This is a genomic window from Microvirga sesbaniae, assembly GCF_025460805.1.
Classification (GTDB): Bacteria; Pseudomonadota; Alphaproteobacteria; order Rhizobiales; family Beijerinckiaceae; genus Microvirga; species Microvirga sesbaniae.
The window spans coordinates 283555-298996 of sequence record NZ_JAMXFJ010000003.1; the positions used below are offsets into that span (position 1 = coordinate 283555).

At 68.0% G+C, this 15442-nt stretch carries 13 protein-coding genes; 8 read left to right on the plus strand and 5 right to left on the minus strand.

Annotated features, from left to right (window positions below; translation table 11 throughout):
* Positions 1–187 precede the first annotated feature (187 nt).
* Together rpsR and rpsF are read right to left on the minus strand one after the other, a co-directional pair.
* Positions 188–448 carry a 30S ribosomal protein S18 gene (gene rpsR / locus OCW50_RS06605; protein ID WP_036353512.1) on the minus strand — a complete coding sequence of 87 codons (261 nt, stop codon included), beginning with the start codon at positions 446–448 and terminating at the stop codon, positions 188–190.
* Between the two features lie 3 nt (positions 449–451).
* The gene (rpsF, locus tag OCW50_RS06610) at positions 452–856 is read right to left on the minus strand and encodes a 30S ribosomal protein S6 (RefSeq protein WP_262267808.1); all 405 of its coding nucleotides are present in this window, start codon (positions 854–856) and stop codon (positions 452–454) included.
* A 462-nt stretch (positions 857–1318) separates the two neighbouring features.
* Here rpsF and OCW50_RS06615 point away from each other — a divergent pair, with 462 nt between their 5' ends.
* From OCW50_RS06615 to era, 5 genes are all read left to right on the plus strand, one after another.
* The gene (locus OCW50_RS06615; RefSeq protein WP_262296886.1) at positions 1319–2077 is read left to right on the plus strand and encodes a pyridoxine 5'-phosphate synthase; all 759 of its coding nucleotides are present in this window, start codon (positions 1319–1321) and stop codon (positions 2075–2077) included.
* The gene (acpS, locus tag OCW50_RS06620) at positions 2074–2472 is read left to right on the plus strand and encodes a holo-ACP synthase (protein ID WP_262296887.1); all 399 of its coding nucleotides are present in this window, start codon (positions 2074–2076) and stop codon (positions 2470–2472) included. The genes OCW50_RS06615 and acpS overlap by 4 nt, the downstream gene beginning before the upstream one ends.
* Positions 2473–2675: 203 nt before the next feature.
* Positions 2676–3452 carry a signal peptidase I gene (lepB, locus tag OCW50_RS06625; protein ID WP_373371319.1) on the plus strand — a complete coding sequence of 259 codons (777 nt, stop codon included), beginning with the start codon at positions 2676–2678 and terminating at the stop codon, positions 3450–3452.
* Between the two features lie 3 nt (positions 3453–3455).
* Positions 3456–4166 carry a ribonuclease III gene (gene rnc, locus OCW50_RS06630; protein WP_262271245.1) on the plus strand — a complete coding sequence of 237 codons (711 nt, stop codon included), beginning with the start codon at positions 3456–3458 and terminating at the stop codon, positions 4164–4166.
* The gene (gene era / locus OCW50_RS06635; protein WP_262271246.1) at positions 4153–5067 is read left to right on the plus strand and encodes a GTPase Era; all 915 of its coding nucleotides are present in this window, start codon (positions 4153–4155) and stop codon (positions 5065–5067) included. The genes rnc and era overlap by 14 nt, the downstream gene beginning before the upstream one ends.
* Positions 5068–5197: 130 nt before the next feature.
* On the opposite strand, the gene OCW50_RS06640 is transcribed toward era, so the two are convergent.
* Complete coding sequence (locus OCW50_RS06640; protein ID WP_262296888.1) at positions 5198–6907, minus strand: methyl-accepting chemotaxis protein; 1710 nt, start codon at positions 6905–6907, stop codon at positions 5198–5200.
* Between the two features lie 374 nt (positions 6908–7281).
* On the opposite strand from OCW50_RS06640, the gene OCW50_RS06645 reads away from it, so the two are divergent.
* On the plus strand, positions 7282–9054 hold the full coding sequence (locus OCW50_RS06645; protein WP_262271248.1) for an adenylate/guanylate cyclase domain-containing protein: 1773 nt from the start codon (positions 7282–7284) through the stop codon (positions 9052–9054).
* A gap of 48 nt (positions 9055–9102) precedes the next feature.
* Here OCW50_RS06645 and OCW50_RS06650 read toward each other — a convergent pair whose 3' ends face one another.
* Entirely contained in the window at positions 9103–11037 is a 1935-nt protein-coding gene (locus OCW50_RS06650; protein ID WP_262296889.1) for an OmpA family protein, read from the minus strand.
* Positions 11038–11423: 386 nt separating this feature from the next.
* On the opposite strand from OCW50_RS06650, the gene recO reads away from it, so the two are divergent.
* Both recO and parC read left to right on the plus strand, forming a co-directional pair.
* Positions 11424–12155: a DNA repair protein RecO gene (gene recO, locus OCW50_RS06655; protein ID WP_262271250.1), complete on the plus strand. Its 732-nt coding sequence runs from the start codon at positions 11424–11426 to the stop codon at positions 12153–12155.
* A gap of 66 nt (positions 12156–12221) precedes the next feature.
* Entirely contained in the window at positions 12222–14468 is a 2247-nt protein-coding gene (gene parC, locus OCW50_RS06660) for a DNA topoisomerase IV subunit A (RefSeq protein WP_262296890.1), read from the plus strand.
* Between the two features lie 249 nt (positions 14469–14717).
* On the opposite strand, the gene wrbA is transcribed toward parC, so the two are convergent.
* On the minus strand, positions 14718–15398 hold the full coding sequence (gene wrbA / locus OCW50_RS06665; protein WP_262296891.1) for an NAD(P)H:quinone oxidoreductase: 681 nt from the start codon (positions 15396–15398) through the stop codon (positions 14718–14720).
* Positions 15399–15442 lie beyond the last annotated feature (44 nt).

Below are 15442 nucleotides of genomic sequence, written 5' to 3' on the forward strand. Positions count from 1 at the left end.
TTGGGGCCTCGCCCCCAACTGACCCGGGGTTTTCCCCCGGCTGGGCTATCTTATGGAGGAGCGGCGGGCCGCACGGCGGCCCGCCGGAGGTCTTGCTTGAAGCATCGAACTCACGCGCGACGCTTCAAGCTTTTGTCTTACGGCATCTTTTCACGCAAAACCGGTTCCCGCTTTTGCGTCCGATGCTCTAGCGGATCACGTAGGGCAGCAGGCCCAGGAAACGGGCGCGCTTGATCGCCTGGGCGAGCTCACGCTGCTTCTTGGCCGACACGGCCGTGATGCGCGAAGGAACGATCTTGCCGCGCTCGGAGATGTAGCGCGACAGGAGCTTCGTGTCCTTGTAGTCGATCTTCGGCGCGTTCGGGCCCGAGAACGGGCAGGTCTTGCGACGGCGGAAGAACGGACGACGGCCGCCGCCAGCGGCGCCACCAGTTGCACCAAATGCCATGACTTACGCCTCCTCGCCTTCGTTGCCGCCGTCGAAGCTGCCGCCGTCGCGCTCACGGCGCTCGCGGTCCTTGCGCTCGTCGCGGTCGCGCTTCTGCATCATCACGGACGGCTCGGTCTCGAGCTCTTCGACCTTGATGGTCATGAAACGAAGGATGTCTTCGTTGATGCGCATCTGACGCTCCATCTCGGCCACGGCCGGAGCCGGAGCGTTGAGGTTGAACATCGTGAAATGCGCCTTGCGGTTCTTCTTGATGCGGTAGGCGAGGGACTTCACGCCCCACATCTCGGTCTTGTCGACGCTGCCGCCGTTCTGCTCGATGACGCCCTTGTACTGGTCGACCATTGCTTCGACCTGCTGCGGGGTGACATCCTGGCGAGCCATGAAGATATGCTCGTAGAGAGGCATAGTGGGCCTTTCTCAGGTTTGAGGTTCAAGCCTCGGCACTGTTTTCAAGAGTGTCTTGGCCGTTTCGCGCGTCCGATCGGCGCCAAGCCCTTCGAGCCTGCAAGGCCCGAGCGGTTGTCGAAGGCGGAGACACGGGACGACGGAGCCGAAACCCCTGCATGGCCAAGCCATACCGTCCGTTCAGCCCCCGGCCGGAGCGAACGCGAAGCGGCGGCTATAGTCGATTTGAGCCGGGAAGGCAAGGGATGTCTGGCGACGCGCCGACCACGTCATCACCGCCTCGTCCCGGCCATCCCGATCCTTTGAAGCTCGGCGTTCTTCCGATCGGGATGGCCGGGACGAGCCCGGCCATGACGGCGAGAGGGGCGTCCCGGGCCGCCGCACGGGCGATTTGCCGTTGATAGCGCATCCACGGGCCAACGGAACCCTGGTCAACGGATCGCCTTGGGCTAAAACACCCTTATGAAAGCTCCTCCTCTCCGCCTCGGCGTCAACATCGATCACGTCGCTACCGTCCGCAACGCCCGCGGGGGCGATCATCCGGATCCGGTCCGGGCCGCGCATCTCGCCGTCCTGGCCGGCGCGGACGGCATCACGGCCCATCTGCGCGAGGACCGGCGCCATATCCGCGACCAGGACATGGAACGGCTCAAGCGCCAGCTCTTCGTGCCGCTCAACTTCGAGATGGCCGCCACCTCGGAGATGGTCGGGATCGCGACGCGAATCCATCCCCACGCGGTCTGCCTCGTGCCGGAGAAGCGGGAGGAACGCACCACGGAGGGAGGCCTCGACATCCTCGGCGCCCATACCCATCTGCGTCCGGTGATTCAGGAATTGAAAGGCGAGGGCATCCGGGTGTCCCTCTTCGTCGAGCCGGAGATCGCCGTCATGGACGCCGCCTGCGACCTGCAGGCGCCCGTGGTCGAGCTCCATACCGGAACCTATTGCGAGGCCGTCGCCGAGGGCGACCAGGCCCGGATCGCCCATGAGCTGGAGCGTCTCAAGCGCGCCGCCGAGCATGGCGCGAGGATCGGCCTCGAGATCCATGCGGGGCATGGCCTCGCCCTCGATTCGGTCCGACCGGTCGCGGCGATCCCTCAGATCGTGGAGCTCAACATCGGCCATTCTCTCATCGGGGAGGCCATCTTCGTCGGCCTCGACGAGGCGGTCAGGGCCATGCGGGCGGCGATGGACGAGGGCCGGTCACAGGTGCCGGCGTGATTCTCGGCATCGGGTCCGATCTCTGCGACATCCGGCGCATCGAGAGGTCGCTGGAGCGCTTCGGCGACCGCTTCACCCACCGCATCTACACCGAGGGGGAGCGGGCGAGGAGCGACCGCCGGGCGGCCCGCGCCCCGTCCTACGCCCGGCGCTTCGCCGCCAAGGAGGCCTGCGCCAAGGCCCTGGGAACGGGACTGAGCCACGGGGTCTTCTGGCGCGACATGGAGGTGGTCAACCTTCCGACCGGCCGGCCGACCATGCGCCTGACCGGCGGCGCCCTGGAGCGTCTCGAAGCCATGACGCCGGCCGGGCACAGGGCAGTGGTGCACGTCTCCCTGACCGACGACCCGCCCATGGCGCAAGCCTTCGTGATCATCGAGGCGCTTCCGGCCTGAGCAGGCCGCGTTGCGGCAGGACGCCGCTTGGGTTAGAGCATGGCCGCCGCGGAACGGGCTCCGGTCCGCGGCAGTGACTGCAGTAAGGACGAATTCTTTCGAGAGTGGTTTGCCCCTGGGGCTGAGGCGCAAACCCCTCTCGACCTGCCACACGGACGAGGTCGGCTCAGGCCGCCGCCGTCCAAGAGCATAGGTCGACGGACGTGAGCGAAAAAAGCAGCAAGTACGTGGGTAGCAGCGCGAAGAACGAAGAAGGCGGCCTCTGGGAGACCATCAAGGTCATCGTCCAGGCCCTTCTGATCGCGGTCGTGGTGCGCACCGTGCTCTTCCAGCCCTTCAACATCCCGTCGGGATCCCTCATCCCGACCCTCCTCATCGGCGACTACCTGTTCGTCTCCAAGTATTCCTACGGGTATTCGAAGCACTCCATCCCGTTCAGCCCGGGCCTCTTCTCCGGCCGCATCTTCGGCTCCGAGCCGAAGCGGGGCGAGATCGCCGTGTTCAAGCTGCCCAAGGACAACTCGACCGACTACATCAAGCGGGTGATCGGTCTGCCGGGCGACAAGATCCAGGTGATCGGCGGCGTGCTGCACATCAACGGCCAACCGGTCCAGCGCGAGCGGGTGGAGGACTACAAGACCACCGACCTCTACGGCCGCACGATCTCGGTGCCGCAGTACAGGGAGACGCTGCCCGGCGGCGTCGCGCACTTCGTCATCGAGCGCGACGGCGACCGCGGCTACTGGGACAACACCAACGTCTACACGGTGCAGCCCGGCCATTTCTTCATGATGGGCGACAACCGGGACAACTCGACGGATTCCCGGGACGAGGCCAGCGTCGGGCAGGTGCCGTTCGAGAATCTGGTGGGCCGCGCCGAGATCATCTTCTTCTCGATCGACGAGAGCGCCTCCCTGTGGCGCCCGTGGGAATGGCCGCAGAAGATCCGCTGGAACCGTCTCTTCGAGCGGATCCGGTAAGCCGTGAAACGTCGCAAGCCGAACCTCGACGAGCTTCTGAAGAAGCTCGACTACCGCTTTGAAAAGCCTGAACTCCTCGACGAGGCCCTGACCCATGTCAGCGCCCCGCAGGCCGCCGGCCAGAGCTACCAGAGGCTGGAATTCCTCGGGGATCGCGTCCTCGGCCTGTCCATCGCCGAACTGCTCTACGGGACCTTCCCCGGCGCCCCCGAGGGCGAGCTGTCCCGGCGCCTCGCCGAACTCGTGCGGCGCGAGAGCTGCGCCGAAGTGGCGATCGCCTGGGATGTAGGGCCCCATCTCAAGCTCGGCGCCGGCGAGGCGCATTCGGGCGAGCGGCGCAATCAGACCATCCTGGCCGACGTCTGCGAGGCGATCATCGGGGCTGTGTTCCTCGACGGCGGCTACGAGGCCGCCCGCAGCCTCGTGGTGCGTTCGTTCCAGCCGTTGCTGGCGGCGCCCCGCCGCCCCCTGCGGGACCCGAAAAGCGCCCTGCAGGAATGGGCGCAAGGCAGGGGGCTCCCGCCGCCGACCTATTCCATCGCCGAGCAGTCGGGGCCCGATCACGCGCCGAAGTTCCGGATCATGGTGAAGGTCAAGGGAAGCGAGAGCGAGTTCGGCCAGGGGAGTTCGAAGCGGGTCGCGGAACAGGCGGCGGCGCGGAGCCTTCTCTTGAGAGAGGGCGTCTGGACGGAGGACGAGCATGGAACAGCCTGAGCAAACCACCACCAAGGCCGGTTTCGTCGCTCTCATCGGGGCGCCGAACGCCGGTAAGTCGACCCTTCTGAACTCGCTCGTCGGGTCGAAGGTCTCCATCGTGTCGCGCAAGGTGCAGACGACCCGCGCCCTTGTGCGCGGAATCGCCATCGAGGGCGACGCGCAGATCGTGTTCGTGGACACGCCCGGCATCTTCAAGCCGAAGCGCCGCCTCGACCGGGCCATGGTCACATCGGCCTGGGGTGGGGCGGGCGACGCGGACGTGATCGCCCTGCTGCTCGACGTGCGCAAGGGCATCGACGAGGAGGCCGAGGCCATCCTCGGCAAGCTCCCCGAGCTGAAGCGCCCGAAGGTGCTGATCCTCAACAAGATCGATCTGATCGAGCGTTCGAAGCTTCTCGAGCTCGCCTCCCGGCTCAACGAGGCCGTGCCCTTCGCTCACACCTTCATGATCTCGGCCCTGAAGGGCGACGGCATCGACACGATGAAGCGGCAGCTCGCCGCCCTGATGCCGGAGGGGCCCTGGCTCTATCCGGAAGACCAGATCTCCGATGCGCCGCTGCGGATGCTCGCCGCCGAGATCACCCGGGAAAAGATCTACGAGCGCCTGCACGAGGAGCTGCCCTATCAGTCAACGGTCGAGACCGACCAGTGGCAGGTGCGCCCCGACGGGTCGGTGCGGATCGAGCAGACCGTGTTCGTGGAGCGCGACAGCCAGCGCAAGATCGTGCTCGGCAAGGGCGGCCAGACCATCAAGGCCATCGGCCAGGCAGCCCGCAAGGAGATCGCCGAGATCGCCGAGAGCCCGGTGCATCTCTTCATCTTCGTGAAGGTGCGCGAGAACTGGAGCGACGATCCCGAGCGCTACCGGGAGATGGGCCTGGAATTCCCGCGGGGGTAGAAGGGCGGGGGATAGCGGGGCGGAGGTGCCGTCCTGAGCCACGCTCCCATCGTCACCGTCCTGCGCACGTCATCACCGGCCTTGTGCCGGTGATCCCGACGATGGGCGGCGCCGCCCTCTCGCTCGACACTTAAGCCCTATAGGCGGTTCTCAGCCCGCCCCAATGGCGTCCGAGAACGCGGATCGGAGCATCCACCTCCTGCATCATGACGATTTTGCCGCCGCCCATGTCGCGGGCATAGGCCTGCACGGCGAAGGGCCGCGTGGAGCGGGCCGCCGTGATGCCGGCGCGGTCGTCGAAGATGCGCCTGTTGCGGGCGTTGGCCGCGTTCCACACCGGGTCGGCCGGGCGTTGGGGCTGCGAATAGAGCCGGTTGTGGACCGGGATGTAGCCGTTGCGGTCGATGGCGAGGCAGAACGCCATGGCCGGGTCGGAGGCCAGGACCTTCTCCAGGATCGGCGGCAGGATCCGCTCGAAGACGGGAAGATACGCGGTGGCGTATTGCACCGGATCGGTGCCGGCAACCGGCCGGTACTGCATGTCGAAGACCGCTTCCCTCGACAGCCGGCCGTCCGCCACGGCCTGCTCGATGATCGCCTCGACTTGGCCCGCGGTGTCCCGTGCCAGCAGGATGCGCGGCGCGTAGGCTGCCTCCACCTGGGCGACGAAGCCGTCGATGCGGGCGCGGGTCTCGGCATCGCAGCGGTCGAAGGCGCCATGGATGCCCATGGCGCTCCTCGCCACGATGCGCAGTCCGGCCCGGCCGATCTGCGCGACCTCGATGTCCCCGGTCCCGCCGGCTTCGACGGGCAGGTCGGCGGTCGCCGCCAGCAGGACGCCTCCCTGGCTGATGTCGATCAGGCGCGTCGAGGCGCTGCGTCCGCCGATCCGCAGAGTCGCCGGGCGGTCCACGGGCAGGCGATCCGAGCGCCGCCGGTCGCCGAGCTCGCTCTGGCGCATCACGGTGACGAAGCGCTGACCGAGGGCCTTCGCCAAACCGTCCGCGGTCCTCGTCGCCCGGTCGGCCTGGTGCGCCCTGCGGCCGGCCTCGAGGGAAATGCCGTCCACGTCTCCCGCGCGCTCGCTGACCCGGCCGACGCTGGAGGACGTCAGGCCCGCCAGGCGGGATGCTTCCCCGATGGCCGCATTCTGCTCGCCGACCGCGTGGCGGACCGAATCGAAGACCGGCCCGACCCCCTGGATCACCTCCACCACCTCGGCGACCGCGCCGGTCGAGGCGTGCGCCGTCTCGCGCAGGTGGTCGATCCGCCGGCGGATGTCGTCGGCCGCCCGCGCCGTCTGGGTCGACAGAGCCTTCACCTCGGACGCCACGACGGCGAAACCCTTGCCGGCCTCGCCCGCGCGGGCCGCCTCGATGGTGGCGTTGAGCGCCAGCAGGTTGGTCTGCCGGGCCACCGTCGCGATGGTGTCGACGATGCCGACGATCTCCGCGGTGGCGGAGGAAAGCTGCGTGATGAGGTCGCTCGCCTTGCGGGCCGCCTCGACGGCGTTGTCGATCCGCTGGCTCGCGTGATCCATCGCGCGGCCGATGTCGGCCGACGTGACGGCGAGCTCTTCGGTCGAGGAGGCGAGGGAGAGGGTCTCCTCGGAGGCTTTCCGGCCCGACGAGGCGAGCTCTCCGGCGTGGGTCCGGATGGCCGCGAGGTCCTTCTCGACCGCCGCGACGTCCGCGGCCGCCACCGCGATGGCCTGCGTGACCCCGTCGATCGCCTTCAGGACGTCGGCCTCCAGGGCATCCAGGATATCCGGGTCGAGACGGCTCTCGCGCACGGCTGCCGTCGCGGCTTCCTCGGGGGCGATCGGGACGACGTTGTCCAAAGAACCCGTATGTGAAGCGCGCCGCAATAGACCCAACATCGCTGCCCCCTTTGCTTATGTTCTTGACCAAACGTCACGTTAAAAGGTTAAAGAAGGCAGAATACTTGAGGGATCTTCTCCTAAGGTCTTAGGCGTCAGTATTGCGCTGATCGATCTACAGTGAGAGCGCCTCGAGGAGGAGAAGGTCGGGCTCCTGCCGGAAGTCACATAATCCTTTGAAACATGTTAGTTTTCACGGATTTTGCGCGTCGTCTCGACGCAACCAGATCAGCCGTCGGGCTTTATCCTGAAAGGATCGTGGGAAGGCGCGTTGCTTCCAGTAAAACCTTCCAGTGGTAGATGACCGGTGCCGACGTCGACGTTTCGGGGAGGCCATGAGCAGCTCTTCCGACCAGACGGCGCAGAGACGTCTCGCTGCCGTGCTCGCCGCGGACGTGGTGGGTTATTCCGATCTCATGTCCAGAGACGAGGAAGGGACGCTGGCCCGGCTGCGGGACCTGCGGCGCCAGGTGATCGAGCCGCGGATCCGGTCCCACCGGGGCCGCCTCGTGAAAACCGTGGGCGACGGGTTCCTGTGCGAGTTCTCGAGCCCCATCGAGGCGGTCCGCTGCGCCGTCGACCTCCAGGAGGCGATTGCCCAGGCGTCCGACGACGAGCGCGCCAAGCCGCTCCAACTGCGGATCGGGATCAATCTCGGGGACATCATCGTCGAGGAGGACGGGGACATCTTCGGCGATGGGGTCAATGTCGCCTCGCGGCTGCAGAAGATGGCGCTGCCGGGGGGAATCTGCCTCTCCGGCAAGGTCTATGAAGAGGTGAGGGACAAGCTCCCGTACCAGTTCGAGGATCACGGCGAGCATCGCTTCAAGAACATCGGCAGGCTGATCAAGGTCTATTGCCTCTTGGCAGGTCTGGACCCGTCCACGACCGCGCAGGGGCCATCCACCGCCGCGTCGCTGGACAGGCCGTCGATCGCCGTGCTGCCGTTCGTCAATCTCGGAAACGATCCCGAGCAGGAATACTTCGCGGACGGGATCGTCGAGGATATCATCGCGGCCCTGTCGCGGTTCAGGTCCTTCTTCGTCGTCGCCCGCAACTCGACCTATACGTACAAGGGGCGCAACGTCGGCGTCCAGCAGATCGGGCGCGAGCTCGGAGTGCGATATGTGCTCGAGGGCAGCGTCAGGCGCTCCGGCGACAGGATCCGGATCACCGCTCAGCTGGTCGATTCCGTCAGCGGCATGCATCTCTGGGCCGAGCATTACGACGGCGTCATGGCCGACGTGTTCGACCTTCAGGATCAGATCACCGCCAGCGTCGTCGGATCGATCCAGCCCTCCATCCGGGCAGCCGAGATCGAGCGCGCGCGGCGCAAGCGCCCCGAGAACCTCGACGCGTACGACCTTGTCATGCGCGCCCTGCCTTATGTCTGGGCGCTGGAATTCGAGGCCAACAAGGAGGCGACACGGCTCATCGACAAGGCTCTTCTGCTCGATCCGGGCTATCCGCTCGCCCTGTCGCTGGCCGCGTGGTGCCGGGGGCAGCGGATCGTCTACAACTGGTCGAAGAACGTGCCGGAGGACAAGCGGGAGACCTTGCGCCAGGCCCAGGCCGCGGCGGCGATCGCCCACGACGACCCTTTCATCCTGACGGTGCTCGGGGCCGCCCTGACGATCACCCGGGAATACCAGCGCGCCGAGGCGCTCCTGGAAAGGGCCCTCGCACTCGACCCGAACTCGGCCTGGGCCTGGAACCGCAGCGGATGGCTCCACAACTACCGGCACGATCCGGAGGTTGCGATCCAGCATTTCGAGCGCTCGCTGCGTCTCAGCCCGTTCGACCCCATGGCCTTCAACTGCGACATGGGAATCGGCTGTGCCCACTTCATCGCGAAGCGGTACGATCTCGCCGTGCAGTGGCAGGAGAAGGGGTGGCGGACGAAGCCCAGCGCCACCTGGGTCCACCGGACCCTCGCGCCCGCCTATGCCCTGGCGGGCGATCTCGACAGGGCGCGGGAGAGCGTGGGCGAACTGGTGAGGCACTACCCCGGGATCAGGATCTCGCAGATCATCGAGGCCATGGCGTTCAGCCAGGAAACCATGGGCCGCTTCGCGGAAGGCCTGCGCCTGGCCGGTCTGCCGGAGTAGGGACCCGGGAAGACAACCGGGAGGGTCTCGCCCTCCCGGTTGAGTTCGTCACTGCTGGTTCTGGCCCTGGAGCAGCGGCGTGATCCGGCGCAGGGTCACGCGGCGGTTCTCCTGCTCGGGCCCCTGGCTGGCGACCTTCAGATACTGCTCGCCATACCCTTGCGTGGTCAGGTTTTCGGCCGGGATCTGGAAGCGCTGCGTCAGGATGGTCGCGATGGTCTCGGCGCGGCGGTCCGACAGGGTCAGGTTGTCCTCGTCCGAACCGACCGCATCCGTATGGCCCTCGACCAGGAAGATCTCGTTCGGGTTGCGGGAGATCGCCTGGCGCAGGCCGTCGGCGATGCCCCTGAGGGCATCGATCTGGTCCGGCGGCAGCTCCCAGGAACCGAACTCGAAGTTGATCGTGTCGAGGTCCACGCGACGCATGCGCTCGCGCAGGGGCTGGCTTCTCCGCACCTCGTCGAGGGTATAGGCGCGCTCGATGCGCTCCACCGGCGGCGCCCGGAAGGCCTCGGCGATATCGGCCTCGGACGCGCGCTCGGTCTCGACGATGTACTCCTCGCGCGGGATCCTGACGGTCGGGGGCGGCAGGCGGACGACCTCCTCCTCCACGTAGCCGTAGCCGGGACGCCGGTCGATGCCGCTGCGCCGGTTCTCGATCAGGACGACCTCGCGGCCGGCCGGCTCGCGCCTCACCCGGCGGACGAGATTGCCCTCGGCATCGCGCACGGTGAGGATCTCCGAGCCGTCGGGACGACGCACGATGGTGACCTCCTCGTCGGCGCCGCGCCGCTCGGTGCGGATGTCGGCATCGCGATAGGTCTGGCGGAACCGCTCGGTCTCGTCGTGCCGGATGATGACCTGGTTGCCTTCGCGGATGATGGTGCGGTTGCCCGGCTCCTCGATGATGACCCGGTCGCCCTCCCGGCGCTCGCGGCGCTGGCTGCGCAGATCCTCGATGCGGACCCGGGACGCGTCGAGCGGCTCGGCGCGGCCGGGCGCCGCCTGCTGGGGCCCGAAGCGTCCCGGCGCCTGCTGGGCCGCCGGAGGCGTGCCGGGAGCCGGCGGTTGCGCGCGGGTTGCCGGGGCAGGAGCCGCCGGGGCAGGAGCCGCCGGGGGAGGAGCCGCCGGAGCAGGAGCCGCCGGAGCAGGGGGCGGCGGTGCGGCCGGTGCCGCGGTCGGAGCTGCCGGAGGCGCGCCCGGAGTGCCGGGCTGGGCCTGTCCGGGGCGCTGGCCGCGCGGACGCTCGGCATCGCCTGGACCGCCGGGACGGCCTGGCCGGTCGCGCTCGGCCGGGCGAGCGGCATCAGGGGCCGGACGCGGCTGGGCGGGAGCCGGGGGAGCGGCCTGCTGGGTGGCCGGAGGTGCGGCTGCCGGAGGCGCAGGAGGCGTCGCGGGCTGAGCCGCCGGGGCCGGTGGCGTCGCCGGGGTTGGACGGGTCTGGCCGGCGGGAGCCTGCGGCCGCGGACGCTCCGCCGGCGGCTGCTCGCGCTCCTGTGCGGCGGGACGTTGAGGACGTGAAGGAGCCTCGGCCGGGGGCCGCTCGCCGGGAGCCTGATCGGCAGGAGCCCGCTGGGCCGGCCGGGCCGGCGCGGCATCGGGCGCCGCCCGCTCGGCCGGCGCCGCCCGTTCGGACGGCGGACCCGGCTCGCGGCGGGGACGCGGCGCGCCCGGGCCCTCGTCCGAGCCTGGGCCGCCGGGGCCCGCTCCGCGGCCCGGTCGCGGACCCCGCTCTTCGGAGGCGCCAGGGCCTCCCTGATCCTGTCCGCCCTGGCGGCGCTCCTGGCCGGGGCGCTGGCCGCGCTCGCCGTCGGGTCCCTGCCGCCGCGGCCGGGCGCCCGGCGGCAGCTCCTCATCGGCCGGGGGGCCGGCCTGCGCCAGGACCAGGGGCGTCGCGGGCGCGGGCTGGAGTGCCGACACGTGGGCCGGGAGCAGCATCAGAGGCAGGGCGGTACTCGCAAGAAACAGACGGGAGAGCTTCATGATCCTCAATTCACCGTTGGGCACAGTTAAGTCATCGACAATGACGGGGTGCCGGGTTGGTTCCGAAAATGGCAGGATTCCGCTTGTGAAACAGAATTTTAGAAGTTCGAGCATATGGTTGGAGACCATGGATGAATGCCGTCTGAATGCCTACATCAGGAGGGCAGGATCCGGCCGAATGCGCCGTAGCCTCCGTCGTGGCCGGGCCTGTTCCGGCCATCCCGACTGGAAGAGCGCGGCGCTCCGGACAATCGAGATCGCCGGCACAGGGCCGGTGATGACGAACGAGGTTGGCCGGCACTTGGGATTGGCCGGCACTTGGGATTGGCCGGCACTTGGGATTGGCCGGCACTTGGGAATGACACGACACGAAGGCAGCCGAACCGGTGCAATGGACTGACGAAGGCGTCGTTCTCGGCGTCCGCAAACATGGGGAGACGAGCGTCATCCTGGAGCTGATGACGCGCGAGCACGGCCGGCATCTCGGCCTCGTGCATGGCGGCCGCTCGAAGAGCCTCCAGGCGGTCCTCCAGCCGGGGAACACCGTCCAGGCGACCTGGCGGGCCAGGCTCGACGAGCATCTCGGGACCTATCAGGTCGAGGGCATCAACTTGCGGGCCGCGCGCCTCATGGGTTCGTCCATGGCCCTCTACGGCCTCGCCACCCTGGCTCACCTCCTGCGCTACTTCCCGGAACGGGACCCGCATTTCGCCCTGTTCGAGACCCTGACCGTCCTGGTCGATCACCTGGACGATCCCGACCTCGCGCCGGCGCTCTTCGTGCGGTTCGAGCTCGCCATGCTGACCGAGCTCGGCTTCGGTCTCGACCTCACGTCCTGCGCGGCGACCGGGTCCGAGCGCGACCTCGCCTACGTGTCGCCGAGGAGCGGGCGGGCCGTCTCGGCGTCCGCCGGGGAGCCGTACAAGGACCGGCTGCTCAAGCTGCCGGGCTTCCTGATCGGCCAGTCCCGGTCCAACCGGCCCGGCGAGGAGGAGATCCGGGCCGGATTTGCCCTGACGGACTTCTTCCTGCATCAGAACGTCTTCGACCCGCACGGGCAGCGGGCGCCGGACGAGAGGGCGCGTTTCGTCGCACTGGCCACGGCTGGGGACGAATGAGGTTTGTTTCTGTTATGTTCTCTTTTCAGATGATAAGAAGCGATTCGCAATTGAGGATTTCGACGAATGGGTAAGCCGGTCAATCCGCCGTCAGGGGGCGAGATCGAGAACATCAATCTCAAGGATGCCCTGGAGGAGCGCTACCTCGCCTATGCGCTTTCCACGATCATGCACCGGGCGCTGCCGGACGCGCGCGACGGGCTGAAGCCGGTCCACCGGCGCATCCTGCACGCCATGCGGCTCCTGCGCCTCGACCCGAAATCGGCGCCGAAGAAATGCGCCCGCATCGTCGGCGACGTGATGGGTCAGTTCCACCCGCACGGCGACCAGTCGATCTACGACGCCCTTGTCCGCATGGCGCAGGACTTCGCCCAGCGCTATCCGCTCGCGGACGGCCAGGGCAATTTCGGCAACATCGACGGCGATAACGCGGCCGCCATGCGCTACACCGAGGCGCGCATGACCGAGGTCGCGCGCCTGCTCCTGGAGGGCATCGACGAGAACGCGGTCGATTTCCGCGAGACCTACGACCAGACCAACGAGGAGCCGGTGGTGCTTCCGGCGGCCTTCCCGAACCTGCTCGCCAACGGCTCGCAGGGCATCGCGGTCGGCATGGCGACGTCGATCCCGCCGCACAACGCGGCCGAACTCTGCGACGCGGCGCTGCATCTCATCGCCAAGCCGAACGCGACCTCCGAGCAGCTGATGCAGTTCGTGCCGGGTCCGGACCTGCCGACCGGGGGCATCATCGTCGACACGCCCGCTGCCATGGCCGAGACCTACCGGACCGGCCGCGGCTCGTTCCGGGTGCGCGCCCGCTGGGCCAAGGAGGACCTGGGCCGCGGCAACTGGCAGATCGTCGTCACCGAGATCCCGTACTCGGTGCCCAAGTCGCGCCTGATCGAGAAGATCGCCGAGCTGCTGCAGGAGAAGAAGCTGCCGCTCCTCGCCGACGTGCGCGACGAATCCGCCGAGGACATCCGCGTGGTGCTGGAGCCCCGCGCGAAAACGGTCGATCCGATCATCCTGATGGAATCGCTCTTCAAGCTCACCGAGCTCGAGAGCCGCATCCCGATGAACGTGAACGTGCTGGCCGGCGGCAAGGTGCCGAAGGTCCTGAGCCTTGCCGAATGCCTGCGCGAATGGCTCGATCACCGCCGCGAGGTGCTGATCCGCCGCTCGGGCTTCCGCTTGGCGGCCATCGACCGGCGCCTGGAGATCTTGGGCGGCCTGCTCATCGTCTATCTCGACCTCGACCGGGTGATCAAGATCATCCGCGAGGAGGACGAGCCCAAGGTCGAGCTGATGCGCGTCTTCCAGCTCACCGAGGTCCAGGCCAACGCCATCCTGGACACGCGCCTGCGCTCGCTTCGCAAGCTCGAGGAGATGGAGCTCAAGCGCGAGCAGAAGAACCTGCAGGACGAGAAGGCCAAGATCGAGGAGCTTCTGGGCTCCGAGAAGGTCCAGTGGAAGACGATCTCGGCCGAGATCAAGGAGGTCCGCAAGACCTTCGGGCCCGAGACCGCCCTGGGCCGCCGCCGGACCTCCTTCGCCGAGGCGCCGGACACCTCGGACATCGACTTCGCCGAGGCGATGATCGAGCGCGAGCCGATCACCGTGATCGTGTCCCAGAAGGGCTGGATCCGCGCCATGAAGGGCCATCAGGCCGATCTCTCCGGCGTGCAGTTCAAGGGCGACGACGCGCTCAAGGTGTCGTTCTTCGCCGAGACCACGTCCAAGATCGTCGTGGTGGCCGATAACGGGCGCTTCTTCACCCTCGAGGCCTCGAAGCTCCCGGGCGGGCGCGGCTTCGGCGATCCGATCCGCCTCATGGTCGACCTGGAGGAGGGCGCCGACTTCATCGCGGCCTTCCCGTACCGGGCGGGCGGCAAGCTGCTCGTGGCGGCCACGGACGGGCGCGGCTTCGTGGTGCCCACCGACGAGATCACGGCCAACACCCGCAAGGGCAAGCAGATCCTCAACCTCGACGCGCCGGCCAAGATGGTGGTGTGCACCGAGGCCGAGGGCGACCACGTGGCGATCATCGGCGAGAACCGCAAGCTCCTGGTCTTCCCGGCCAAGCAGGTGCCGGAGATGACCCGCGGCAAGGGCGTGCGCCTCCAGCGCTACAAGGACGGCGGCGTCTCGGACGCCAAGGTCTTCAAGCTGAAGGAGGGCCTCACCTGGAAGGACACCGCCGGCCGCACCTGGACGGTCGCCAAGGAGGACCTGCGCGACTGGATGGGCGACCGCACCGAAGCCGGCCGCCTGCCGCCCAAGGGCTTCCCGAAGTCGAACCGGTTCGGGGAATAGGGAGGCGATCCTCCGCTAAAGCATCGGACCCAAAAGTGGACTTGCACTTTTGGGATCCATCCGATGCTTTCTTCTTGAATGAGAGCATCGGTCAGAACGGAAAACCGGGGCCACTTTTCCGTCCGATGCTCTAGGTCATGGCCGGGCCTGTCCCGGCCATCCCGAACCGTCGAGGCGCGGCGTTCCAATCCATCGGGATCACCGGCACAAGGCCGGTGATGACGTGGAGGGTGACATCGGCCGAAGCCCTCAGGGCCGCCCCTCCGTCCCGCCGGTGGTCTCGGTCGGGTTGTCCAGGTCCGGCGGGACCGGCCCGCGCTCGCCGGCGCCCCGTTCGAGCCGGGTGGCGATCTCGGCCACATGGCGGCCCTGGAAGCGGGCGCCGCCGAGCTCGTTCTCGCTCGGCTGGCGCGAGCCGTCCCCGCCCGCGAGCGTGGTCGCCCCGTAGGGCGTGCCGCCCGTGACCTCGTCCATCTTGGTCTGACCCGGATAGGAATAGGGCAGGCCGACGATGACCATCCCGTGGTGCAGGAGCGTGGTGTGGAACGACGTGATCGTCGTCTCCTGACCGCCGTGCTGCGTGGCCGTCGAGGCGAAGACGCTGCCGACCTTGCCGACCAGCGCGCCCTTTACCCAAAGGCCGCCGGTCTGGTCGAGGAAGTTGCGCATCTGGGCCGCCATGTTGCCGTAGCGGGTCGGGGTGCCGAAGATGATGGCGTCGTAGTCGCCGAGCTCGTTCGGGCTCGCGACCGGGGCCTCCTGGTCGATCTTCATGCCCGACGTGCGGGCGATCTCCTCGGGCACCAGCTCGGGCACGCGCTTGACCGTCACCTCGGCGCCCGCGACCGAGCGGGCACCCTCCGCGACGGCCCGGGCCATCGTCTCGATATGGCCGTAGGAGGAGTAGTAGAGGACGAGGATCTTGGCCATGGCGCACCTTCCGTCGCGTGGGAGTTACGCAACGAACCAGGGGA

Bases quoted from the DNA above. Each gene is read 5' to 3' on its own strand.
- era (WP_262271246.1), top strand. From the start codon at position 4,153: ATGGAACAGCCTGAGCAAACCACCACCAAGGCCGGTTTCGTCGCTCTC.
- wrbA (WP_262296891.1), bottom strand. From the start codon at position 15,398: ATGGCCAAGATCCTCGTCCTCTACTACTCCTCCTACGGCCATATCGAG.
- rpsF (WP_262267808.1), bottom strand. From the start codon at position 856: ATGCCTCTCTACGAGCATATCTTCATGGCTCGCCAGGATGTCACCCCG.
- OCW50_RS06615 (WP_262296886.1), top strand. From the start codon at position 1,319: ATGAAAGCTCCTCCTCTCCGCCTCGGCGTCAACATCGATCACGTCGCT.
- OCW50_RS06645 (WP_262271248.1), top strand. From the start codon at position 7,282: ATGAGCAGCTCTTCCGACCAGACGGCGCAGAGACGTCTCGCTGCCGTG.
- rpsR (WP_036353512.1), bottom strand. From the start codon at position 448: ATGGCATTTGGTGCAACTGGTGGCGCCGCTGGCGGCGGCCGTCGTCCG.
- parC (WP_262296890.1), top strand. From the start codon at position 12,222: ATGGGTAAGCCGGTCAATCCGCCGTCAGGGGGCGAGATCGAGAACATC.
- OCW50_RS06650 (WP_262296889.1), bottom strand. From the start codon at position 11,037: ATGAAGCTCTCCCGTCTGTTTCTTGCGAGTACCGCCCTGCCTCTGATG.